General features: G+C 65.3%; 19 protein-coding genes. 4 read left to right on the plus strand and 15 right to left on the minus strand.

The window, feature by feature from the left end:
- The first annotated feature begins 3 nt into the window (after positions 1 to 3).
- Complete coding sequence (locus ACKFR8_RS07645; RefSeq protein WP_408929663.1) at positions 4 to 897, plus strand: hypothetical protein; 894 nt, start codon at positions 4 to 6, stop codon at positions 895 to 897.
- On the opposite strand, the gene ACKFR8_RS07650 is transcribed toward ACKFR8_RS07645, so the two are convergent.
- From ACKFR8_RS07650 to ACKFR8_RS07695, 10 genes are all read right to left on the minus strand, one after another.
- The gene (locus tag ACKFR8_RS07650; RefSeq protein ID WP_306507314.1) at positions 894 to 2,117 is read right to left on the minus strand and encodes an FUSC family protein; all 1,224 of its coding nucleotides are present in this window, start codon (positions 2,115 to 2,117) and stop codon (positions 894 to 896) included. The two genes, ACKFR8_RS07645 and ACKFR8_RS07650, sit on opposite strands and share 4 nt — an antisense overlap.
- 148 nt (positions 2,118 to 2,265) lie before the next feature.
- Complete coding sequence (gene fbaA / locus ACKFR8_RS07655; protein ID WP_306507315.1) at positions 2,266 to 3,300, minus strand: class II fructose-bisphosphate aldolase; 1,035 nt, start codon at positions 3,298 to 3,300, stop codon at positions 2,266 to 2,268.
- A 185-nt stretch (positions 3,301 to 3,485) separates the two neighbouring features.
- Positions 3,486 to 4,682 (minus strand): glycoside hydrolase family 76 protein, encoded by a 1,197-nt coding sequence (locus ACKFR8_RS07660; protein WP_306507316.1) that lies wholly within the window; start codon positions 4,680 to 4,682, stop codon positions 3,486 to 3,488.
- Between the two features lie 63 nt (positions 4,683 to 4,745).
- Positions 4,746 to 5,414, minus strand: a complete 669-nt coding sequence (locus ACKFR8_RS07665) for a TrmH family RNA methyltransferase (RefSeq protein WP_306507317.1) — start codon at positions 5,412 to 5,414, stop codon at positions 4,746 to 4,748.
- Entirely contained in the window at positions 5,407 to 5,952 is a 546-nt protein-coding gene (gene pyrE / locus ACKFR8_RS07670; protein ID WP_306507318.1) for an orotate phosphoribosyltransferase, read from the minus strand. The genes ACKFR8_RS07665 and pyrE overlap by 8 nt, the downstream gene beginning before the upstream one ends.
- Positions 5,953 to 6,052: 100 nt before the next feature.
- Positions 6,053 to 7,360, minus strand: coding sequence for a hypothetical protein (locus ACKFR8_RS07675; RefSeq protein ID WP_306507319.1), 1,308 nt, complete (start codon positions 7,358 to 7,360; stop codon positions 6,053 to 6,055).
- Between the two features lie 56 nt (positions 7,361 to 7,416).
- Positions 7,417 to 8,268 (minus strand): sulfurtransferase, encoded by an 852-nt coding sequence (locus ACKFR8_RS07680; RefSeq protein WP_306507320.1) that lies wholly within the window; start codon positions 8,266 to 8,268, stop codon positions 7,417 to 7,419.
- 78 nt (positions 8,269 to 8,346) lie between these two features.
- Positions 8,347 to 10,911, minus strand: a complete 2,565-nt coding sequence (clpB, locus tag ACKFR8_RS07685; protein ID WP_306507321.1) for an ATP-dependent chaperone ClpB — start codon at positions 10,909 to 10,911, stop codon at positions 8,347 to 8,349.
- 233 nt (positions 10,912 to 11,144) lie between these two features.
- Positions 11,145 to 12,533 (minus strand): WHG domain-containing protein, encoded by a 1,389-nt coding sequence (locus ACKFR8_RS07690; RefSeq protein ID WP_408929664.1) that lies wholly within the window; start codon positions 12,531 to 12,533, stop codon positions 11,145 to 11,147.
- Between the two features lie 326 nt (positions 12,534 to 12,859).
- Positions 12,860 to 14,230: a sodium/glutamate symporter gene (locus ACKFR8_RS07695; protein WP_408929665.1), complete on the minus strand. Its 1,371-nt coding sequence runs from the start codon at positions 14,228 to 14,230 to the stop codon at positions 12,860 to 12,862.
- A 191-nt stretch (positions 14,231 to 14,421) separates the two neighbouring features.
- Here ACKFR8_RS07695 and ACKFR8_RS07700 point away from each other — a divergent pair, with 191 nt between their 5' ends.
- Complete coding sequence (locus ACKFR8_RS07700) at positions 14,422 to 15,621, plus strand: FAD-binding oxidoreductase (protein WP_408929666.1); 1,200 nt, start codon at positions 14,422 to 14,424, stop codon at positions 15,619 to 15,621.
- 13 nt (positions 15,622 to 15,634) lie between these two features.
- Here the strand turns inward: ACKFR8_RS07700 and ACKFR8_RS07705 are convergent, their stop codons facing one another.
- Positions 15,635 to 16,444 carry a carbon-nitrogen hydrolase family protein gene (locus tag ACKFR8_RS07705; protein WP_408929667.1) on the minus strand — a complete coding sequence of 270 codons (810 nt, stop codon included), beginning with the start codon at positions 16,442 to 16,444 and terminating at the stop codon, positions 15,635 to 15,637.
- Positions 16,445 to 16,545: 101 nt separating this feature from the next.
- Here ACKFR8_RS07705 and ACKFR8_RS07710 point away from each other — a divergent pair, with 101 nt between their 5' ends.
- Both ACKFR8_RS07710 and ACKFR8_RS07715 read left to right on the plus strand, forming a co-directional pair.
- Complete coding sequence (locus tag ACKFR8_RS07710; RefSeq protein WP_408929668.1) at positions 16,546 to 16,806, plus strand: hypothetical protein; 261 nt, start codon at positions 16,546 to 16,548, stop codon at positions 16,804 to 16,806.
- Positions 16,803 to 17,963 carry an alpha/beta hydrolase gene (locus ACKFR8_RS07715; RefSeq protein WP_408929669.1) on the plus strand — a complete coding sequence of 387 codons (1,161 nt, stop codon included), beginning with the start codon at positions 16,803 to 16,805 and terminating at the stop codon, positions 17,961 to 17,963. The genes ACKFR8_RS07710 and ACKFR8_RS07715 overlap by 4 nt, the downstream gene beginning before the upstream one ends.
- Positions 17,964 to 18,008: 45 nt before the next feature.
- On the opposite strand, the gene ACKFR8_RS07720 is transcribed toward ACKFR8_RS07715, so the two are convergent.
- From ACKFR8_RS07720 to dnaK, 4 genes are all read right to left on the minus strand, one after another.
- Complete coding sequence (locus ACKFR8_RS07720) at positions 18,009 to 18,422, minus strand: heat shock protein transcriptional repressor HspR (protein ID WP_306507328.1); 414 nt, start codon at positions 18,420 to 18,422, stop codon at positions 18,009 to 18,011.
- Between the two features lie 13 nt (positions 18,423 to 18,435).
- On the minus strand, positions 18,436 to 19,641 hold the full coding sequence (dnaJ, locus tag ACKFR8_RS07725) for a molecular chaperone DnaJ (RefSeq protein WP_306507329.1): 1,206 nt from the start codon (positions 19,639 to 19,641) through the stop codon (positions 18,436 to 18,438).
- Between the two features lie 123 nt (positions 19,642 to 19,764).
- Positions 19,765 to 20,508, minus strand: coding sequence for a nucleotide exchange factor GrpE (grpE, locus tag ACKFR8_RS07730; RefSeq protein WP_408929670.1), 744 nt, complete (start codon positions 20,506 to 20,508; stop codon positions 19,765 to 19,767).
- Between the two features lie 3 nt (positions 20,509 to 20,511).
- Entirely contained in the window at positions 20,512 to 22,356 is a 1,845-nt protein-coding gene (dnaK, locus tag ACKFR8_RS07735; RefSeq protein WP_408929671.1) for a molecular chaperone DnaK, read from the minus strand.
- Positions 22,357 to 22,367: the final 11 nt, after the last annotated feature.

Raw genomic sequence — 22,367 nt, forward strand, 5'->3', positions numbered from 1 at the left:
GGTATGTTCTGTGTGGTTCTAGACTGCGGCGGCCAGCTGTCCGACGGGCCTGGTGGCCCCCTCGCGGAGACCGAGAAGCGCGGTATGACGGTCCGGCACCTGCGCGTGAGTGAGATACCCACGCGCCAGGAACTCAAAGAGCCCGATGCTTATGCCCGGGAGATCCTTCCGGAGGATCCCACGCCGTCGCTCGATGACATTGCCGCGCAGCCGAACGTGCGGCACCTAGGCAAGCCAGCACCGGCACCCCAGGCGCAGTATTTGCGCGAGCCGTTGCGCGTTATCGTGGCCGGCAGCGACGCCGCCTTGAGCGCGGTGCTCACCCGCATAATGCGCGGGGACTACCTATGGGCGGAGGTCGGGTTTGTTCCCACTACAGGAGCATCCACGGCGGCGACGAACTGGGGCCTGCCGGAGGACCCCGCGGCCGCGTGGGCGCTGGCCCTCGACGGCGCGGTGAAGCCGGTGCCGCTCATCCGCAATGATGCCGGCCTGGCCGTGGCCGGTTCTGCCACGATTGCGGAGTGGACGAACGAGCCCATCACGGGGGAAATCATCGTGGATGACGCGGTGCTGCTGCGCGCCGACCGGGACAGGCACACCTTTGGCGCCAAGCTCGTACCGATGGTGGAAGACCCCGGAATCCTCGCCGCCAAGGCGGTGTCACCCGTGGACGGCAAGACAAACGCGTCCAAGCGCAAGCGTGGCCTCTTGAGCTTCCTGCGCACGGACCCGGAACCGGGGCAGCTGGACCCTGACAGCGTGCTCACTGGGCGCGCGGTGCAGGCCGGCGGGCCGCAGCTGCGCGTGAGTGTTGATGGCGAAAGCGCCAAACGGCCGGTCACGCGCGTGACGTTCTACCGGCACCTGCGTGACTTGCAGGTGGTGCGGCCCTAGTCACCCTCCCAGACCTCCGGCGGGTAGGCCGGGTGAGCGGAGGTGGGCGCCAGCTGCGCCAGGGCGGACTCGCGGGACATGCCGCACACCATGAGAAGGTCCACGATGATGGACCGCGTCTGCGCCAAGACCGAATAGGCCGACAGGACGGGCTTGTCCCCGGCCACGTCCATAGAGCAGCGCGCGCCCAGCTGACGCAGGTGCTTGACCAATTCCGGCATCGCGTGCGCCTCGTCTCGGCTCTCCCGGCGGGAGGGCTGGTGGGAGTACAGGTCTGACAGCTCCATCATGACGTCGGAAAGCTCCATGATGAGTTCGATCTGCTCCGGAGAGACCGAGTCATGATCCTCCGCCAGCACCACCGCGCGGCGCGAGAGCACACGCGTGCCGCGCACGGCGTTGTCCACCGGGGTCAGGATGCGCTCCAGGGACTTCACCGTGCGCTGGGAGCCCCACAGAAAGGGCGAGAGCTTCGCGGTCTCCGCACCGCCCTTGGTGGCCGCGAGCATGCGGTTGATATCGCCCTGCGTACCGCGCACGGCGTTGCGGGCTTCGCGGATGCCGCTCGGGTCGCCGTCGGTAAGCCCCCGCGCCACGTCCGAGAGCACCGACGACGCCACGCCCAACACCTTCGAGACTTCCGCGCGGCCCTGCCGTAGCGGCGAGGTGGGAATGAGAACGATCATGGTCACGCCGATGACCGCGCCGATCACGGCGTCGATTGCGCGGTTAATGCCGCCCATTTCCTCCGGGGGCAGGATGGTGGCAATAAGGATGGCTGCGATGACAATCTGGTTGCTCACCAGCTGCGAGCTCGTGACAAAGGAACCGATGATCAGGGCTAATCCGATGATGATGGTCATGTGGATAGGCCCCGTGCCCAGGGCATCCACCAACCCGGTGCCCACCAGCACGCCGATGACACCGCCGACGGACATGTCGATGGCGCGGCTGAGGCGGTCACTGCCCGATAGTCCCAGGATGATGATGACCGCCATCGGGGCGAAGAAGGGCTGCTCGTGGCCGAAGAAATCGTGGGCCACGAAGAAGGCCAGACCGGCGCCCAGCGTACACTGCAGCATAAACAGCAGGCGGGTGCGCACGCGGGTGAACCGTGACTTGAGGGATTCGTTGGCTTGCCGCAGCTGCTCGCGCGTGGTCCTGCGCACGCGCGCGACGGCCGGCGTCTTTTTCGTCGATTCCTCTCCCGTGGTTCCCATGGTTTCAGTATTCTACGCGCACAGCGCTCAGTACTGGGCCGCGGCGGGACGAGGCTGAATAGAGACAAAGAGCGCGGTAGCCCTCCCGAACCTGGTGGTTCAGTCAGCTACCGCGCTCTCCAATCGTGCGGGGTTATAAGCGCCCGTCTTACTTGGAGACGGTCTTGCCCACGGAGTGCAGGTCGGTGCAGGCCTCAACCACGCGGTCAGCCATAGCCTGCTCGGCCTTCTTCATGTAGGAGCGCGGGTCGTAGACCTTCTTGTTGCCCACCTCGCCGTCGATCTTGAACACGCCATCGTAGTTGGAGAACATGTGGCGTGCGACCGGGTTGGTGAAGGCGTACTGGGTATCGGTGTCAACGTTCATCTTGACCACGCCGTAGCCCAGAGCTTGCTCAATCTTCTCCTTCTCGGAGCCGGAGCCGCCGTGGAAGACGAAGTCGAACGGCTGAGCGCCGTCCTCAAGGCCCAGCTTCTTGATGGCGGCCTTCTGACCCTCATCCAGAACCTCCGGGCGCAGCTGCACGTTGCCCGGCTTGTACACACCGTGGACGTTACCGAAGGTAGCGGCCAGCAGGTAGCGGCCCTTCTCGCCGGTGCCCAGGGCGTCGATGGTCTTCTCGAAGTCCTCGGTGGAGGTGTAGAGGTTAGCGCCGTGCTTAGCCTCGACGCCGTCCTCCTCGCCGCCGACCACACCAATCTCGACCTCGAGGATGATGTTGGCCTTGTGGGCCTTCTCCAGGAGCTCCTGGGCAATCTCCAGGTTCTCGTCGATCGGGATAGCGGAGCCGTCCCACATGTGGGACTGGAACAGCGGGAGCTCGCCGCGGTCAACGCGCTCCTGGGAGATGGCGATCAGCGGGCGCACGTACTCATCCAGAACTTCCTTCTGGCAGTGGTCGGTGTGCAGCGCGATGTTGACGCCGTAGTGCTTAGCTGCCTCATAGGCGAAGGCTGCGAGGGCCTGAGCGCCAGCAACCTTGTTCTTCACGGACAGACCGGAACCGAACTCGGCACCACCGGTGGAGAACTGGATGATGCCGTCGGACTCAGCCTCGGCAAAGCCGCGGAGTGCTGCGTTGATGGTCTCGGAGGAGGTGCAGTTGATGGCCGGGAATGCGAAGCCGCCCTTCTTGGCGGTATCAAGCATCTGGTTATAGACCTCAGGGGTTGCGATAGGCATGTAAATCCATCCTTTGGAGTTGCTGTGCAGTAAGCCGCGCCGCTCCGCCCGCTGGCGAAACAACACGTTCCAACACCCAAGTATGCCTGTTATTGTGGGTTTTTGCCGCCAAATCTATGTGAGGTGAGTCAAAGTGCTCGGTTTCTACCCGGCCGATACCACAACTACCTGCATAAACGGTGCCGCTAACTAGTTTTTGACTTATACTTCACAATTCGCGTGCAGGCCTCCAGAAGCATCCAACCGGACAACTGAACGGACAGATCCCGCTCCGCCACGCGGATAATACCCACCTTCTCCCCCAGCGTGGTGGGGCCAAAACCATAGTTGTGGGGCAGGCGCGCATCCGCAGTCCAGTCCGAGCCGAAGATGGGCAGGCCGTCCACCTCTAGGCGGTGCTCCCACACGGAGTCCGCCGAGGCCAGCACCAGGCGCGCGGCCAGCTTCTTCGTCGCACGGTTCGCCGGGGAATCGCCCGGCAGGCGCACCGCCACGTCCGCGAGGTAGCGCGCCAAGATACCTTTGAACAGGCCACCATCTCCGTCCCCGGTCTCCCAGTCGATGACACCGGAGTGCGTGGCCATACCCGTGGCCACCGCCTGGACCAGGCCGCGGATGCGGGTGGTGTAGTCCATCATGTCCGCGGCCAGATCGGCCTCGTGGATGGTGTCGATCTTCTCCACCGAGGTCAGCCCGGACTGCTCCCGCAGCGCCAAGACAATCTCCAGGCACGCGCCCAGCACCACTCCCTGGCAGTACGGGTGGATGGCGCGGACGACTTCCCGTCCATCCATGCGCATGCGGATGCCGTCCATGACAAAGCCGTCGTCATCGATGAGGTGGTCGTAGATCCAGTCCACGATGTGCCGGGCCTCATCCACCTTGCCCATGCGGGCCAGCATGATGGCGCCAGGGCCGTTGGAGGGCACGTTCATGAAGTTCTCGCCCTCGCGCCAGGGCAGCACGCCCAGCTGCTTGTCCACGCCGTCACGGATATTGAGCTGCAACGCGCCCAGCTTCTTGTGCGGGCGCAGCTTCTTCAGCTCGCCGGCGCGGGCCATGGCCAGGGCCATCCAGGCCTTGTCGTCGTAGTAGCGGTTCTTCGTCAGCGCGCGCAGGTTGCGCACGTGGATGCCCCGGATGGTGTTGGCAATAAGCGCGCGGCGCGCCTTAGTGTTCTTGCGCAGGGCGGCGTCCACCTGGCAGTCCAGGTAGTGCGCCTGCCACCAGTAGTGCCAGTGGAAAAACATGGCGTCTTTGCCGGTGGGAGGCCAGCTCACCACGGCGAGGTTGGTACGCGGCAGCCCCCACACGGCGTGCGCGTGGCGCTCATTAATGGCAGTCTCCGCAAGGTCGGCGCGGTGTGCCCACTTTTCTAACACAATTGTCTCATCATTCTGGAGCGCGATTTTGTTACCTAAAACGTAAACATATCCGGCAATGACTTACCAGGCTTTTGATAAATCCGCGTGCTGCCGGATCCACGCGTGCATGGCAATGCCCGCGGCCACGCCCGCATTGATGGAGCGCGTCGAGCCGAATTGCGCGATTGAGCAGGTCATCAGCGCACCTTCTTGCGCGGCCTGGCTCACCCCGGGGCCTTCCTGGCCAAAGAGAAGGAGGCAGCGCTCCGGCAGCTCGGCGGTTTCCAGGGGCACGCAGCCGGGGGTGTTATCGATAGCCACGACGGTCAGCTCCTGCTCCCCGGCCCACGCCATAAGCTTGGCCACGTCCTCGTGGTGCATCAAGTGCTGGTACCTATCCGTCACCATGGCGCCCCGGCGATTCCACCGGCGGCGGCCCACGATGTGGACGGTGTCTACGGCAAAGGCGTTGGCCGTGCGGACGACGGTGCCGATGTTGGAATCGTTCTCGAAGTTCTCAATGGCCACGTGGAGGGCGTGCCGGCGGGTATCGATGTCCGCGCGGATCGCCTCCCGCGTCCAATAGCGGTAGGCGTCGACGACGTTGCGTCGGTCCCCTTCCGCCAGCAGCTCGGGGTCGTACTTAGCGGCATCCACCCCCTGCGGCAGCGGCCCCTCCCAGGGGCCGACGCCATGCCGTCCTTCGTTCCACTCAGTGGGTCCCTTCGCCTCCTGCTCGGAGCTAGGCAAGATCCAGGTCCTCGAGTCCCAGCAGGTAGCGGTACTCCAAGCCCTCGGCGGCAATGGCGTCGCCGGCGCCGGTGTTGCGGTCCACCACGGTGGCCACGCCCACGACCTCAGCACCTGCCTTGCGCAGCGCGGCCACAGCGGTCAGCGGGGAGTTGCCGGTCGTGGTGGTGTCTTCCACCACGAGCACCTTCTGGCCTTCGACGTTGAAGCCCTCGATCTGGCGCTGCATGCCGTGCTTCTTGGCTTCCTTGCGCACCACGAAGGCGTCGATAGCGCGGCCATCCGCATGCATGATGGCCAGGCCCACCGGGTCCGCACCCATGGTCAGACCACCGGCAGCGGCGTAGTCCCAGTCCGTGGTGAGCTCGCGCAGCAGGGAGCCGATCAGGCGGGAGGCCTCGTGCTGCAGGGTCGCACGGCGCAGGTCAACGTAGTAGTCAGCCTCCTTACCGGAGGACAGCGTGACCTTGCCGTGGACCACGGCCAGCTCCTTCACCAGTTCCGCTAGGCGTTGCTTCTTCTGCTCATCCAGGCTCATCGCGCGCTCCTTCGTCTGTGGCTTATACGTCTATGGCTTGTGCCTCTTTAATCCGCCCCGTAGTCTACCCGCTCCCCCGCTCGGGGCCGTGCGGGGCCAGCTAGTCGAAGATGGACGGGCCGTTGTCCTGCCGGCGCGGCAGGCGCGCCCGGTCCTGCTCGGGGGTGGGGCGCTCGCGGCCATCGGCAATCGCGTCCACCTCGTCGGCTCCCAGGCTGGTGTGATCGATGGCGCCGCGGGCCTCGCTGGTGGTGCGGGACGGCATGGTCACTGGCTCGGTGGGGCGCTGAATGTTCGGCGCGCCGAGGCTGGCGTCCCGGTCCGGGACCGCAGTGGGGCCGGTGGGCTCGGGCTGCGGCGGGGCCGGGATGTCGCGGCTGGGGTCGAGCTCATCCACGCGCAGGACCTGGGTGGCGGAGGAACGCGGGGGGAGGACCCGGGAGGCGCCGGCAAGCACTGCCAACGGCGCAAGCAGCGCCTCCCAGTCGGCCGAGCGGGCCTGCTTGGTGGTTTGGGCCAGGACCCACTCACCTTCCATCCACGCGGCCGTCACCGCGCTCGGCAGCCCGGCCAGGGCCGCGGTGACGCGGGAATCGATGAAGCGCTGGGCCACGCCGGCGTCGGAGGCCCAGATGTCGAAGCCCTCCAGCTCGCAGACTTGGACCAGATCCTCGGAGGGCGTCTCCACGGTTTCGCCGGTGCGGCGGGCGTCAATAACAATGTCGGAGGCCGCGCCGGTGCGCATAGCAGCCACGGGGATGCCTGCCATGTCGAAGAGCAGTGTCTCGTGGCCGCGGACCGTGCCCGCGATGATGTCCTTCGGCTCCGCGCCGCGGGCAGCCGCGCCGCGGGTCCACTCGTCCGCCAAGTAGGAGTCGTGCTTGGTGTAGTCCCAGCCGCGCTGCTGGCCAAAGGCCTTGCGCTCGCGGCGCGCGCTGCCGGGCACGAAGGAGTGCCGGGGGCGCGGCTGCGGCTCGGCTACTGGCTGTTTCTCTACTGCGGGTTCGGTTTGGGCCGGCGTCGGTTCCGTCGGCTCAGGTTCCGCAGGTGTCGGCTCCGGTACGGAACCCGGTTCCGGAGCCGCGTGTGGAGCGGGCGCGGGCTCGGCCGGTGCCGCCGGCGTGGCGGGCGTGCTCGGCCCGGAGTTGTCGGTCGGCTCAGCGTGAGCCGCCAGCGATGCGCAGGCAGCCGGCTCCGCGGGTTCGGCGGGCTTGGCAGGCTCGGCGGACGTGTCAGGCGCAACCGGGACTGAGGACTCGGCCGTCTCGGCCTCCGGGGCGGCGTCGGAGTCTTGGTCGGGTGCGCGGAGAGTATCCGTCTCGCCTGCGCGCTGGCGCTTGTCCAGGCGCAGCAGGACGAGGCCAGCGGCAAGCGCGGCGGCAGCGAAGAGTAAGAGTAGAAAAGCCATCACTGACCGACTCTAATGCCCCGCGCAGCGTTATCCGCGCTGGCACGCGGGGTGGACTAGACGTGCTCGCGGTCGCCGCGCTCAATCGGGTTGGAGCGGTCCGCACACCACTGGGACCAGCCGCCCACGAAGTGGCGCAGGCCGGTAAAGCCCACGTACTCCAGGACCGCAATCGCCAGGGACGAGTGGTTGCCGGAGCCGGAGTAGATGATGGCACCGTCGACGTTCTCCTTAGTCACGCCGTGCTGAGCCAGGATTTCCAGGATCTCGTCCTTGCTGCGCCACGTCGTCATGTCCTCCGTGTGGAACAGACGCTCCGGCAGGTTGACCGCGCCCGGGATGTGGCCGGCCTTGAGGTCAAGGTTCTCGCGGCGGCCGGCGAAGCGGTTGCGCGTGCGGGTATCCAGCAGCAGGCCGTCGTGGGCCTTGACGTCCTCCATCGTCGCGGTCGGCATAGAACCCGGCGCGACGGTAACGGTGGAGGTCATTCCCAGGTTGCCCGGGCCAGTCAGGGTAGCCAGGCGCTTCTCACGCCAGTGGGCCAGGCCGCCGTCGAGGATGCGCACGTTCTGCACGCCCGCCCAACGCAGGGTCCACCAGGCCCGGCCGGCGAAGAGGCCACGGCCTTCGTCGTAGACCACGACCTCGTAGTCCTCCCGCAGCCCCCAGTCATCGACCCATTCCTGGACCTTCGCCGGATCCGGCAGCGGGTTGCGGCCCACCTGGGAGCCGGGCAGACCGACGAAGGCGCTTGCCGCATCGCCATAGTGGGCGGTAGGGATGTGGAGGGAGGAAAATTGGTTGTAGGATTCCCCCTCCCCCGGGGCCCACAGGGAGGCCAGGATGGTGGTTTTATGGCCGCGGTAGATCTTGTCACGTAGCTCGTCAGGAGAGACCAAAATGCTCATGACCCTGATGATAGGGGCATGAGCTCAAGACCGCGCGGCGAGTGCCGCACAGTACTGCACGGCACTGGTCACGGCGTTCTAGGCAGAGCGCACGGCGGCCAGGTCGAGGCGCTCGCCGCCATCGGCCACGTCGACGTGGACGGTGTCACCATCCACGATGTCACCGGCCAGCAGCTTCTTCGCCAGCTGGTCACCGATGGCCTGCTGAATCAGGCGGCGCAGCGGGCGCGCACCGTAGGCCGGGTCGTAGCCGCGCTCCGCCAGCCACAGCTTGGCGGCGTCGGAGACCTGCAGCGTCAGGCGGCGGCCGGACAGGCGGTCCATAAGCCCCTTGAGCTGAATATCCACGATGCCGGACAGCAGGTCGGAGGTCAGCGGCTCGAACATCACCACGTCATCGAGACGGTTGATGAACTCCGGCTTGAAGTTGCGCTTGACCGCCTCCATGACCTCCTCCTTGGTGCCGCCGGCGCCCAGGTTCGAGGTGAGGATGATGACCGTGTTGCGGAAGTCCACGGTGCGGCCCTGGCCGTCGGTCAGGCGCCCCTCATCGAGCACCTGGAGCAGGACGTCGAAGACGTCCGGGTGGGCCTTCTCCACTTCGTCGAAAAGCACCAGCGTGTACGGGCGGCGACGCACCGCCTCGGTGAGCTGACCGCCGGCGTCGTAGCCCACGTATCCCGGAGGGGCACCGACGAGGCGGGCCACGGAGTGCTTCTCACCGAACTCGGACATATCGATGCGCACCATGGCGGATTCATCGTCGAAGAGGAAGTCCGCCAGGGCCTTCGCGAGCTCCGTCTTACCCACGCCCGTGGGGCCGAGGAAGAGGAAGGAACCGGTCGGGCGGTTCGGGTCCGCCACGCCAGCACGGGCGCGCCGCACGGCGTCGGAAACCGCCTGGACGGCCTCCTTCTGGCCCACCACGCGCTCACCCAGCACGGACTCCATGTTGAGCAGCTTCTCGGTCTCACCCTGCAGCATCTTGCCAGCCGGGATGCCAGTCCACGCGGAGACGACCTCCGCGATGGTATCCGGGGTCACCTCCTCCGACAGCATGGAGTTGGACTGGGCGTGGGCACGACCTTCGGCATCCGCCAGCTGCTTCTCGACGTCCGGGATGCGCCCATACCGCAACTCCGAGGCCTTCTCGTAGTCGCCATCGCGTTCCGCAATCTCCGCCTGGCGCTTGAGGTCCTCCAGCTCTTCCTTGGCGTCCTGCACCTCATCGATGGCCTTCTTCTCGTTAGCCCAGCGCGCTTTGAGCTCGCCGAGCTTCTCGCGCTCATCGGCCAACTCCTGCTGGAGATGCGCCAAGCGGTCCTGCGAGGCGGCGTCCGACTCCTTCTTCAGAGCCAGCTCCTCAATCTCCAGGCGGCGCACCACGCGCTCCAGCTCATCGATCTCCTGCGGCGAGGAGTCAATCTCCATGCGCAGGCGGGAACCGGCCTCATCCACCAGGTCAATGGCCTTGTCCGGGAGGAAGCGGTTGGTGATGTAGCGGTGCGAGAGCTCCGCGGCGGAGACCAAGGCGGAGTCCTGGATGCGCACGCCGTGGTGCACCTCGTAGCGCTCCTTGAGGCCACGCAGGATGCCCACGGTGTCCTCCACCGAGGGCTCGGCGGCGTAGACCTGCTGGAAACGGCGCTCCAGGGCGGCGTCCTTCTCGATGTATTTGCGGTACTCATCCAGCGTGGTGGCGCCCACGAGGCGCAGCTCGCCGCGGGCGAGCATGGGCTTGATCATGTTGCCCGCGTCCATGGAGCCATCCCCGCTAGCACCGGCGCCGACGATGGTGTGCAGCTCATCGATGAAGGTAATGATCTGGCCCTCGGAGGCTTTAATCTCATCGAGCACGGCCTTGAGGCGCTCCTCAAACTCACCGCGGTACTTCGCGCCGGCGACCATGGAACCCAGGTCCAGGCTCAACAGGGTCTTGCCCTTGAGGGACTCCGGGACGTCACCGGCGACGATGCGGCGGGCCAGGCCCTCCACAATCGCCGTCTTACCTACGCCCGGCTCACCGATGAGGACCGGGTTGTTCTTGGTACGGCGGCTGAGCACCTGGACCACGCGGCGGATTTCCTGATCGCGGCCGATCACCGGGTCGATCTTGCCCTCGCGGGCGCGTGCGGTGAGGTCGGTGGCGTACTTCTCCAACGCCTGGAACTGGTCCTCCGGGTTCTCCGAGGTCACCTTCGCCGCTCCGCGCACGGACGGGAAGGCCCCCTTCAGCGCGTCGTACGTAGCGCCGCGGGCGGTCAACAGCTCCGCCGCATCAGTCTTCGAACCGGCAATGGCCGCCAGCAGCACCTCGGTGGAGACGTATTCGTCACCGAGCTCGCCGGCTAGCTCCTGGGCGCGGGTAAGGACGTTGAGCGCGTCGCGGTTAAAGTTCGGGTTCGCCATGTTGGCGCCCTCGGCCTTCGGAAGGGCGTCCACAAGCTGGCGCGCCTCCTTCAGGACCGTCTCCGGGTCTACCCCCGTGGCCTTAAGAACCGGAGCGGCAATGCCGTCCTTCTGGCTCAGGATTGCTGCTAAGAGGTGGGCCGGGCGGATGTCCGGGTTGCCTTTCGAGGAGGCGTCTTGCAGTGCTTGCTGCAGGGCCTCCTGCGTCTTCGTGGTGGGGTTAAATGAGTTCATTATGGTGTTTCTCCTTCGGTATCGCCTACCCCTACCCTCTCCGAGGTATCCACGATGGAGGAGGGCGGAGGTGCTTCACCGACTATAACGCCACAGAACTTGAGTCTGTTCCACTCAATTAGAAGTTTTTACATCCCCACCACTTTTATTCTTGATAAGTAGGGACTCAACCCTGAGTTACTCGCCCGGCTTTGGCTGACCGGTCTTAGTTGACCGCCGCCTTCTGACCGTCGCTATTTGACCGGCTCGCGCACCAATTCGTACTCAAAGGAAGCGAACACGATGCTGGCCACCGCGTAGTAGAGGGACCACTTTTCCTCGACGTCCACGTTGCGGAACTCGCCCACGGACGCCAGGTGGCACATGCCGTTCGCGCCAGCCCACAGGGTGAAGTTCTTGATGTAGATCAGACGGTCCTCCGGTTCGTGCCCGGATTCGCGCACCGCCTCGCGGGAGTAGCGCATGAGCTGGCCGAAGGCCTCACCCATTTCGGTCTGCTCCTCGCCGCCCTCACTGAGCGGCACCACGGAGCCCGAGGCCGCCGCGATGCACGCGCTGTAGCGGATGGGATTGCGCAGCGCGTAGTCGAAGTAGGCTACGGCCACGCAGAGGAGCTTATCCAGCGCGGGCGCCCCCTCCGGGAGGCAATCGATGAGGTAGGTAATACGGGTGCTCAGCTCACTGTCCGTGGTCTGCTCCACGCGCTCACGCAGCACGAAGTCATTGTCCAGCAGGGAGGCCATGAACACTCCGGAGACCCCGAAGTAGTCCGCCACGTGCTCAATGGTCACCTTCTGCAGGCCGCCGCGGCCCGCCAGCTGAATCGCGCACTCCAGGGCGACCGCGCGCGCTTCCTCTTGGGGGAGCGCCGTCAGATCCTCCACCCCATCGACATCGGGCAGCGACGGCAGCGCAGCATCGTAGTCCTTCATCTGCTCGCGGAAGCGCTTCATGCGGGGCGCATAGTCCGGGAGCGTGCACGTTTCCGCAAGCCCGAAGAGCGTGCCGATGAGCGCCTTCGATACCTCCCGCAGGTTGTAGCGGCGCACCACCGGATGCTGGTGCCGCAGGACGCCGAGCACGCTCAGGTGCGCCATGCCGTGAATAGTGGCCCAGCTGCCCACGCTCAACTTGGCCAGGGTCTGCGGGCACACGTCGGGGCCCACCTCGAGCCCGGCCGAATCAGCAATCTGGACCATGTTGTCATAGATCATGTCCAGGGCTGCGTTGCCCGAAGGCTTACCGGTCAGGAGGGTCTGCCACTCGTTTTCAAAGACGTAGGCCTTTTCCTCAAAGAGGTAACGGAAGAGCACCGGCTCCCGCTCGGCGTATTCGTAGTAGGCTTCGCTGAAGGTATCCAGCTTGGAAAACAGATCCGCGTAAGCCGGATCCGCATCGAGGGTCTCCTGCACGAAGCCCACCTTGCGCTCAGAGACGTACCCAGGGATGGCAGCGAGAATCTGCTCACGGTCCGCAAAGACAGCGGTCACGTCAGCTGGCTCGATCTCCGCCTGCTTAGCCACGGAGTCAATTGTGATGGCGTCATCGCCATCGACGGCGCCAATATAGACGGCAGCCTCGAGCACAGCCTCACGCGGTGAGTCCTTATAGTGAATGTGCATGTAGATCCCTAAAAATTCGCCTTTGAGCCAGTCGGTCTACCCGCAGCTCAGACTGATAACTCTTAGAATCTTATCCCGAACAATGTATAAACAGCAACGCCCAAAGCTTGGAAAGCTCTCGCAGCCTCACCCTATAAGCCTTTGACGTGCTCTTATGCATTATTTATAGCAGGTATTCCTTAAAGCCCCGCAGAACATTCCACACACACCTCCCGCCACCACCTGCACTTAAGCACGCAGTGACGGGCGTTAACTTTTCTTGCTCTAGCTAAGAATTAATTAAGAATTCCAGCTCGGTTGTATACATGTCACCTTGTGGGGACGTGCTAGGACTTCTCCCCCACGTGCCCGATACCTTCCTTAAAGATGGTGCCGCGCGGTGGCATCATTCCAGTGAACTTGAAGACCAAGTAGATGCCGACGGAGATGGCCAGGGACGCCCAGCCGAAGCCAGCGGTGAAGCCGTGCATGACGGCCAGCGGGGCGATGATGGTCCAGGAAATCTCGAACGGGCCAAAGCCGATGTAGGCCATGCCGTATTCGGACAGCGTGCCGGACTTGAGCTTGGGGTCCACGATCTTGAGGATGGCAATACCCGTAGCCACCGTGGCGGTGGCCCAGCCCCAGCCGAAGATGCCACGCTCAATCCAGCGCTCACCAAAGAACTCCGCCGGGAACCACATGAGGAAGAAGATGCAAAAGACGGTGCCCAGTACGAAGAGCACCAGCAGCGCCTGCCAGTAGGCGGCGATGGCAGACGGCACGATGGCCGCCACACCGAAGGCGATGAGGTAGTCCGTGGCCGCGCCGGACACGGAGCTGACCGTGTCCTTATCCAGGTAGTCCTTCGCGCCAATGAGGTTCATGAGCGCGCGGAAGATAAGGCCCACCACCATGGACATGGCGAACAGCGGGATAGAGGCGTTCTCCCAGATGGAGGAGATGAAGTGGTTGATGCCGTAGGCCGTCATCACGGTCAGCCCGATGAAGCCGACGTGCAGGGTGATCGGCTCGATGGCGGACGGGTTCGTCGTCGCGCGACCCAGGGAGGGACGATCCTCCAGGCGGGAAATGTACCCGCGGCGCAGTTCCTCCGGAAGCTGCTTCGGCACGTGGGACACCTTGCCTTTGCGGATACCCCAGTTGCCGGCCACGATGCCGCCGATGATGGCGGCCAGCGTACCCACGGTCGCGGAGGTGAAGCCTAGGGAAGATGCCGCCTCCGCACCCACGCCCTCGAGCGCGCCGCCCACGGCAGCAGCGGTGCCGAAGCCGCCGGTGAAGCCGACGGGCAGCATCATGCCGAACCAGTCCGGGGTATCGAAGGTGGGCGCGAAGAAGAGGAGGCCCAGGACAATGAACAGGCCCCACTGGCCGGTGAACATCATGGTGGAGTAGCCCCACATGTTGCGTGCACCCTTGCCCATGCTGCCGCCCATCTCCATGGAGTAGGCCATGGAGGCGAAGACCACTGCGATGAGCAGCGAGGTGTAGTCACCCAAGTTGTCGGAGAAGCCGATCCAGCCCAGGACGTGTGGGCCAAGGATCAGGCCGAGCAGGCCCGCGGTGATGGGGGCAGGTAGGAGTAGGTCCTGGAAGACGAACTTGATCTGATGACGCAGAACGTTGCCGATCACCATGAGCAGGGAAATCCAGCCCACGTCGAGCATAATGGTGTACGCAGAGAATTCTTCCACGCGAATCCTTTCTTCCGGGCCGCACTGCGCACAGCAGGCAAAGCCATGTAGAGACGAGAGTCACTCTCGGGAGGGAAATGAACCAGAGATTACACTACAGCTTGTTGTCTGTCTCATACCCCCTTTCCGTAGCCCGTGGGTAATTGGACGCTACCCGCGAAGTCGCTATCGGGGCGCTAGGATAAACGGTTATGAGGGAACTGGGTGAACATCTGCGCAACCACGCCGAAGAGTACCGCGACGCAGTTCACAGCCACTTTTTCACCACCGTGGCCCAATCCCGGCAGATCTTCGCGCTGTCCATGTCGGATACCCACCCCTCCATGGCCCCGGCACTGGCGTGGGTACTGGAAAACCTGGAGGATGGCCAGATCCGGGGGGATGTGAAAGAGCGCCTGTCCCAGATGGGCCGCGACCACCGCCGCCACGGGTTCCCGCCGGAGGTCTACCCGCTCTTCGCGGACTCACTTCTGCATGGCCTGTCCGTACTGGGCCTGACGCAGTGGCAGCATTCTGTGGCCGCGCGGACTATTTCGCAGGTGTGCACCATCATGCAGGAGGCAGCACAGCGCGCCGATGTCTCCGGTATTGCCCCCGCGCACAGCGCCCAGGTGGTGTCGGCGGAGCGTCCGAATCGGCACACCGCGGTGATCCGCCTCGAGTCTGGCGTGCCGCTGAACTACCGCGCGGGGCAGCACGTGCCGGTTACCTCGCAGCTCACTCCGGGCACGTGGCGGCTTCTCACGCCCGCCGCCCCGGCGGAAGACTCCGGCCAATTGCTCTTCCACGTGGCGCTGGCGGGTGAGGCCTCCTCCATGTTGGCAATGGCCCGCCCTGGCGACTGGTGGACGCTGGGCAACCCCGCGGGCGAGCCCACCCGCGTCGGCCCCTCCACTACTCTCATCAGCTTCGGCACCGGGTGGGCAGGGGTGCGCGCGCTGCTTCTCGACGCTATGGCGGACCCCCTCCCGCCCGACCTCCAGGTCTTCGCGGTGGCCCCCTCCCCGGGCGAGCACTACGACACCGAGTTCCAGGCAAACCTCAAGGCACTACTGCCGCAGCTACACCTGCAGCACATAGTCCGCGAGGCGCACGATCCGTGGCTGCTCGGCGCGCAGCCTCCAGCCGCGGGCTTTGACCCCATTGTCTCCGCCGAGCCGATGGATCCGGTCCTTGAGGCTGGCACAGACCGAAACTTCGTCCTTGTCGGCCCGGCTGACCGCGTGGAGCTAGCACAGGCCGCGCTGGTCACAGGGGGCGTGGACCCCACCTCCATTAGCGCGCACAGCTGGCAGCGCGGGCACGAGTGGGCGGCGTCGGCAGCCGAGCTCGATGGCTGGGGCGCCGACTGGGAAGCCTGGGCAGAGTGGAAGAAATCCCAATGGTCCTAAACGCTCTGAGCGCTTAGGCATCGAGCACCGGCAGGGCTTTGCGGGTAGCAGCCACCGTGTCCACATCCACCTCGCCGTAGAGAATCTCCTCGTCGTAGCCGGCCTCGGCCACGCGGGTGCCGTCGGGAGCCGCCAGCACGGAATGACCAACGCCAGTAGGCCCGGAATCCTGCCCTGCCATCTCCTCCCCGCCCGGACGCGCTTGGCCCGCAGCCAGCACGTAGCTGGTGGAGTCCAGCGCGCGGGCGGTGGTCAACAGACGCCACTGCTCCAGCTTTCCCGGGCCGTCTGCCCAGCTCGTGGGAACCACAATGAGCTGCGCGCCCCGGCGGGCCAGCTCCTTGAACTGCTCGGGGAAGCGAATGTCGTAGCAGATAGCCAGCCCGACCGTGACGCCGTAGGCATCAAAGGTCACGAGGGAATCGCCGGCGCGCACGGTATCGGACTCTCGGTAGTTAAAGGCGTCGTAGGTGTGCACCTTCTCGTAGCCGCCCAGGTATCCGGGGCTGGCAATGAGCGCGGTGTTGGCCACGCGGTGGATGGTCTTCTCGCCGCGCTGCACGCTATCCGCGGGGGCGAACATGCCGGCCACAACGAAGACACCGAGCTCTTCCGCCAGGCCGTGCACGGCGGTGGCGAAATCCCCGTCTAGGCCTTCTGCGTGGGTATCCAGGCGCCCAGAGTCGAAGCTTTGGGACATCGCCTCCGGGAATACGATGAGCTGGGCGCCGTTGCTGGCAGCCTCCCGGATCTTCTCCAACACGAGCGACCGGTTCGCCTCCACGTCGCCGCTGCTGATGACCTGTACTGCTGCTACCTTCATGCGGCCCACGGTAGACGAGCCCGGGCTAGTTATCCACAGATTTCACCGCGCGCACCACGCGGGCCTTTACGCGGGCCTGCTCCTGCCGCAGGCTAAAGACCATGACCTACTTAGAGATTGATCCCGCCATCCGCCACCAGCTTCGCGCCCTGTATCACCACCACGCCCCGCGGTCTGTGCCCGCGCTCACCAGCCCACCCCGGACCGTCATGGCCCTAGCCCACCTGCACCAGCTGTGGGAGGCAACCCGCAGCGCGAGCGAGACCGCCCGGCAGGCCCAGCTGGAGGAGCTCGAGACATTCGTGGATGAGACCCATGGTCGTGATTCCGACCTTGCCGCACGGCTAGGGGCCGGTGCATGAGCACCGCCGCCTCCCTACGCGCCGAGTCGCACAGATTGGACTCTATTGCCGCTGAACTGGATAGATTCATAGATGACTCGCACCATGATTGGGTATCCCTAGCACTGTGGGGGCAGGCTGCAGACGCCGCACGCACCTCCCTTCGCCGCACCACCGATTCCCTACTCGCGCAGGCGCAGCAGATGCGCGCGGCTGCCGGAATTCTGGCACTGTACGCTCCGCTGCAGGAGCAGCTCGAGCGCCTGCGCGTCGATCTGACCGCTTGGGCCGGCCGCGCCGACGCCACCAGCGTGGGCCGTCAAGCAAGCCGGCTGCTGTCACAACTTGACGCGTTGGCTGACGCCCTGGATTGGGCCTGCGCCCGCCAGCTCACCGCCCTGTGCACCCCGGCACTGGCTGAGGTACCGAGCCGCCTAGAAGACTTTTCGGACCTGCCGCTGCCACAGCTGCACCAGGTGCAGCTCGCCATGGCCGGCGATAACGTGCGCGAGCTCGCCGCGGCGAACCCTGACATGAGCATCCTGGAGACCAGTCCCGGAAGGTTGGTTGTTCTCGTTGATCCTGAAGGCATCGGCACCCAGGCGGCGCAGGTGACCACCTTCGTCGGCGGTGTGGGTTCCTCCGAGCCAGCATCGTGGCCGTCCTCCATCGAGCGTGCGCGATCCCTCGCTAAGGCAACGGGCGGCCCGGCGGTGGCCTGGATTGGATATTCCGCTCCGCCCTCCTTGCCGTACGCCGCACACGAGGAACCGGCCCGCCGCGGGGCGGCGGAGCTCACCCGTTTTCAGCGCTCCCTGGGCCAGCGCTTTCCGCGGGCACAGCGCATCGTGGTGGGCTATTCCTACGGGTCCGTGGTGGTGGGCAAGGCCGCGCGTGAGGCGCCGGTGGGCGAGGACGTTGTGCTTGTAGGAAGCCCCGGCGCCTCCGCGGCGCACGCCCACGAGCTCCACGGCCGGGTATGGAGTGCTACCAACGCCCAGGACCCCATCGCCATTGTTTCCGGTCCCCTCGGCGGAATCCACGGCCCCAACCCGGCCGCCCCCGAGTTCGGCGCGATGTCCCTACCGGGGGCTAGCGGACGCCCTGGTGACCACGGTTCCTATTGGAAAGACCCCGCATTTCTGCGGGGTCTTGGGGAGGTGGCGCGGCTGCACTAAAAGTCTGCGCTAAACCTGCCAGTCCTGCCAGCCGTGCTAACAGTGCTAGCGGTCGCGGCGGCGGTTGCGGCGTGGGGACCACATGACCACGGAGGTCGAGCGCGGCACGTGCACCAGCTCGCCGCGGGAGGGCCGAGCCTGGCTGCGCAGCCGCTCGACCTCAGCCTGTAGTTCATCGCGCTCGGCGGCGAGGCGGTCACGCTCCGCTGTGAGCTCGATGATGGATTTAATGCCCGCCAAATTCACGCCGTCATCCTGCGACAACGTCTGAATCTTGCGCAGTAGCTCAATATCACTCTCGGAATAGCGGCGGCCACCGCCGGAGGTACGCGCCGGAGAAACCAGCCCCATCCGGTCATACGTGCGCAGCGTTTGGGCGTGCATGCCGGACAGCTCCGCGGCCACGGAGATGACGTACATCGCCTGCGGCTTCGCCGAATCGATCCTGTCCTTGCTCATCACACACCTCCTTCTAGCGCGCTACCGTATTCCCGGCCCAACCCTGGCGCGGGTCGAAGCCGGAATCCTTCTCCGCCTGCGCGTAGCTGCGCAGCGCAGAAGAGGCCGCAGCATCCAGGTTCGTCGGGACGGTGACCTGCACGGTCACCATGAGGTCGCCCGCCTTGCCGCCACGCTTGGCCACGCCGCGGCCGCGCACGCGCAACGTGCGGCCATCCGGGGTACCGGCCGGGACCTTCACCCGCACCGGCGAATCGAGGGTGGGCACCGTAATGGTGTCCCCCAATGCCAGCTCCGCAAAGGAGACCGGGACGGTCACGTGCAGGTCGTCGCCCTCGCGGGTAAAGACCTCGTCCGGCTTTACCGTCACGGCGACGAAGAGGTCACCGGACGGGGTGCCGTTGGGTCCTGCTTCACCCTGGCCGGCAAGGCGTACCTTCTGTCCATCGATAACACCGGCCGGGATGCGGACGGTGATGGAGCGGGTACGGTGCACCGTGCCGCTGCCATTGCAGTCCGGGCACGGATCCTCGACACGCGTGCCGGTGCCGTCACAGTCCGGGCACGGCGCCGAGAGCCCGAAGGTGCCGCGCTGCTCCGAGGTGAACCCAGAACCATCGCAGGTCGAGCACTTCTTCATCTTTCCGGACTTGGAGCCGGAGCCATGGCAGGTTGTGCAGGGCGCCTCGCCGCTGAGCTGTAGGGGGATGGTGGTGCCCTTGGCGGCCTCGCGGAAGTCGAGCGTTATTTGCGTTTCGACGTCGGCCCCCCGCGACGGCCGAGCTGCGTGGCCAGCACTACCGCCGCGGTTGAAAACGCTACCGAAGATATCCCCAAGACCGCCGCCTTGAGCCGATCCTCCAGCGGATCCTCCGAAGAGGTCCGAGAGGTCGAACTCTTGCGCGCCCGGTCCACCCATGTTCGGGGATCGAAACCCGCCGGGAAATCCGGCGCCTCCTCTCCGCCCAAAGCCGCCACCACGCATCATGGCCTTGAACTGGTCGTAGTCCTTGCGGTCGGAGGCGTCAGACAGCACGTCGTACGCCTCAGCCACCTGCTTGAATTTCTCCGCAGCCTCCGGGTTGTCCGGGTTCGCATCCGGGTGGTTCTCGCGGGCGAGCTTGCGGTAGGCGTGCTTAATCTCGTCGGCGGAGGCGGATGAGGAGACCCCCAGATCCGCGTAATAATCTTTGTCTGCCCATTCTGGCTTAGCATTCACTGGGCATCTCCTCCTTTCAGGAGCGTCGTTGTGACGTCAGGGGTAAGTAAGTTTTGTTGATAACTAAATAACTAAAGAACAGTGGCGCCAAGGACTGCAACGTCCTGGCGCCACCATCAGCGATTACTCCGCGCTTTCTGTGCTTTCTGCACTAGCAGAATTGCCGGAGCTCTCTGCGTGGTTCGAGCCGGCCGCGTCAGCCGGGTCGGCGATGATCACCATGGCGGTGCGCACCACGCGCTCGCCCACCTTGTAGCCACGGCGGACGACGGTGCCCACGACCTGCTCGCCACCGGAGGAGAGGTCCTGGACGGCCTCGTGCACCTCCGGGTCGAAGGGATCGCCCTCGGCGCCGAACGGCGCGAGCTGGTTGCTGTTCAGCGCGCCCTGGAGCTTGTCAGCGATGGCCTTGAGCGGGCCCTCGTTGAGGTCACCGTGCTGGCGTGCGAGATCCAGGTCATCAAGGATAGGCAGGAAGTCTGCCAGAACCTTGGCCTTGGCGGTCTCAATCACGGCCTGACGGTCGCGCTCGGTGCGGCGGCGGTAGTTGGTGTACTCCGCGTTGAGGCGCTGCAAGTCCTCGGTGCGCTCCGCCAGCTGTGCCTCCAGGGAGTTGTCCGCGGCGGCAGCAGCCGGGTCGGCGTCGGCCTCCTCGGCGATGTCGCTCGCAGCGTCATCCACGGCGGCCTCTGCCTCAGCGGTGTCGGCGGTAGCGGCGTTGACAGCGGCATCAGCCTGCGCGTCAGCGGCCTCGTCCGCGACCCCGTCGGCAGCAGCGGCCTCGGCGGCGGCAGCCTCCGCGGCGTCGGCGGAGGTTGCCTCAGGGTCGGTGTTGGCCGGGTTGCCCGGGTCCTGAGGGGAGGTCATGGTTTACTTCTCCTTGTTCTCGTCGTCCTCGTCGACAACCTCGGCGTCGACGACGTTCGGGTCACCAGCGGCGTCGCCGGCAGCAGCGCCCTCGGCACCTGCTTCAGCAGCCTGTGCCTCGTAGAGGACCTTGCCCAGCTCCTGGGACTCGGTGCCCAGCTTCTCCACGGCGGCCTTGATGGCCTCGATGTCGTCACCCTTGAGGGCCTCATCGACAGCGTCGGCAGCCTCGGTGACGCGGGTCTTCAGGTCCTCCGGCAGCTTGTCGGAGTTCTCCTCCATGAACTTGCGGGTCTGGTAGGAGGTGGACTCCGCCTGGTTGCGGGTCTCCTGCTCCTCGCGGCGCTTCTTGTCCTCCTCGGCGTGTGCCTCGGCGTCCTTGACCATGCGGTCGATCTCGTCCTGGGACAGACCGGAACCATCCTGAATCTTGATGGTGTTTTCCTTACCGGTGGCCTTGTCCTTGGCGGTGACGTGGACGATGCCGTTGGCGTCGATGTCGAAGGTGACCTCAATCTGCGGAACACCACGCGGTGCCGGGGCAATGCCGCCGAGCTCGAAGGAGCCGAGCAGCTTGTTGGCGGAAGCCATCTCGCGCTCGCCCTGGAAGACCTGAATCTGCACGGACGGCTGGTTGTCATCGGCCGTGGTGAAGGTCTCGGACTTCTTGGTCGGGATGGTGGTGTTGCGCTCGATGAGCTTGGTCATCACGCCACCCTTGGTCTCGATACCGAGGGACAGCGGGGTGACGTCGAGCAGCAGCACGTCCTTGACCTCACCGCGCAGGACACCTGCCTGCAGGGCGGCGCCGACTGCCACGACCTCGTCCGGGTTGACGCCCTTGTTCGGCTCCTTGCCGGTGAGCTCCTTGACCAGCTCGGACACGGCCGGCATACGGGTGGAACCACCAACGAGGACCACGTGGTCAACGTTGGACAGGGACAGGCCAGCGTCCTTGATGACCTGGTTGAACGGTGCCTTGGTGCGGTCCAGCAGGTCCTGAGTGATCTTCTGGAACTCGGTGCGGGACAGGGTCTCATCCAGGAAGAGCGGGTTCTTCTCGGAGTCAACGGTGATGTACGGCAGGTTGATGTTGGCGGACTGGGAGGAGGACAGCTCAATCTTGGCCTTCTCCGCGGCCTCACGCAGACGCTGCAGGGCCATCTTGTCCTTGGTCAGGTCAATACCGTGAGCGGACTTGAACTTGTCCACCAGCCAGTCAACGATGCGCTGATCCCAGTCATCGCCACCGAGCTGGTTGTCACCGGCGGTTGCCATAACCTCAACCACGCCGTCACCGATTTCCAGCAGGGAGACGTCGAAGGTGCCGCCACCGAGGTCGAAGACCAGGATGGTCTGCTCCTGCTCGCCCTTCTCCAGGCCGTAGGCCAGAGCGGCGGCAGTCGGCTCGTTGACAATACGCAGGACGTTGAGGCCTGCAATCTGGCCGGCCTCCTTGGTGGCCTGGCGCTGGGAGTCCTCGAAGTATGCCGGGACGGTAATCACGGCATCGGTCACGTCCTCACCCAGGTAAGCCTCGGCGTCGCGCTTCAGCTTCATGAGCGTGCGGGCCGAAATCTCCTGCGGGGTGTACTTCTTGTCATCAATGTCCACGGTCCAGTCGGTGCCGATGTGGCGCTTGACGGAGCGGATGGTGCGGTCAACGTTGGTGACCGCCTGGTTCTTGGCGGACTGGCCGACGAGGATTTCGCCATTCTTGGCAAATGCCACGACGGACGGGGTGGTGCGGGAACCCTCCGAGTTAGCGATAACGGTGGGCTCGCCACCTTCCAGAACGGATACGACCGAGTTGGTGGTACCGAGGTCAATTCCTACTGCGCGTCCCATGATGAATTCTC

It is taken from the genome of Corynebacterium axilliensis, assembly GCF_046097495.1.
Classification (GTDB): Bacteria; Actinomycetota; Actinomycetes; order Mycobacteriales; family Mycobacteriaceae; genus Corynebacterium.

Coding starts and splice junctions, on each gene's coding strand:
- ACKFR8_RS07700 (WP_408929666.1), top strand. CDS start 14,422: ATGAGGGAACTGGGTGAACATCTGCGCAACCACGCCGAAGAGTACCGC.
- dnaK (WP_408929671.1), bottom strand. CDS start 22,356: ATGGGACGCGCAGTAGGAATTGACCTCGGTACCACCAACTCGGTCGTA.
- ACKFR8_RS07690 (WP_408929664.1), bottom strand. CDS start 12,533: ATGCACATTCACTATAAGGACTCACCGCGTGAGGCTGTGCTCGAGGCT.
- grpE (WP_408929670.1), bottom strand. CDS start 20,508: ATGACCTCCCCTCAGGACCCGGGCAACCCGGCCAACACCGACCCTGAG.
- ACKFR8_RS07705 (WP_408929667.1), bottom strand. CDS start 16,444: ATGAAGGTAGCAGCAGTACAGGTCATCAGCAGCGGCGACGTGGAGGCG.
- ACKFR8_RS07680 (WP_306507320.1), bottom strand. CDS start 8,268: ATGAGCATTTTGGTCTCTCCTGACGAGCTACGTGACAAGATCTACCGC.
- ACKFR8_RS07675 (WP_306507319.1), bottom strand. CDS start 7,360: ATGGCTTTTCTACTCTTACTCTTCGCTGCCGCCGCGCTTGCCGCTGGC.
- ACKFR8_RS07710 (WP_408929668.1), top strand. CDS start 16,546: ATGACCTACTTAGAGATTGATCCCGCCATCCGCCACCAGCTTCGCGCC.
- ACKFR8_RS07720 (WP_306507328.1), bottom strand. CDS start 18,422: ATGAGCAAGGACAGGATCGATTCGGCGAAGCCGCAGGCGATGTACGTC.
- fbaA (WP_306507315.1), bottom strand. CDS start 3,300: ATGCCTATCGCAACCCCTGAGGTCTATAACCAGATGCTTGATACCGCC.
- ACKFR8_RS07650 (WP_306507314.1), bottom strand. CDS start 2,117: ATGGGAACCACGGGAGAGGAATCGACGAAAAAGACGCCGGCCGTCGCG.
- ACKFR8_RS07645 (WP_408929663.1), top strand. CDS start 4: ATGTTCTGTGTGGTTCTAGACTGCGGCGGCCAGCTGTCCGACGGGCCT.
- ACKFR8_RS07715 (WP_408929669.1), top strand. CDS start 16,803: ATGAGCACCGCCGCCTCCCTACGCGCCGAGTCGCACAGATTGGACTCT.
- clpB (WP_306507321.1), bottom strand. CDS start 10,911: ATGAACTCATTTAACCCCACCACGAAGACGCAGGAGGCCCTGCAGCAA.
- pyrE (WP_306507318.1), bottom strand. CDS start 5,952: ATGAGCCTGGATGAGCAGAAGAAGCAACGCCTAGCGGAACTGGTGAAG.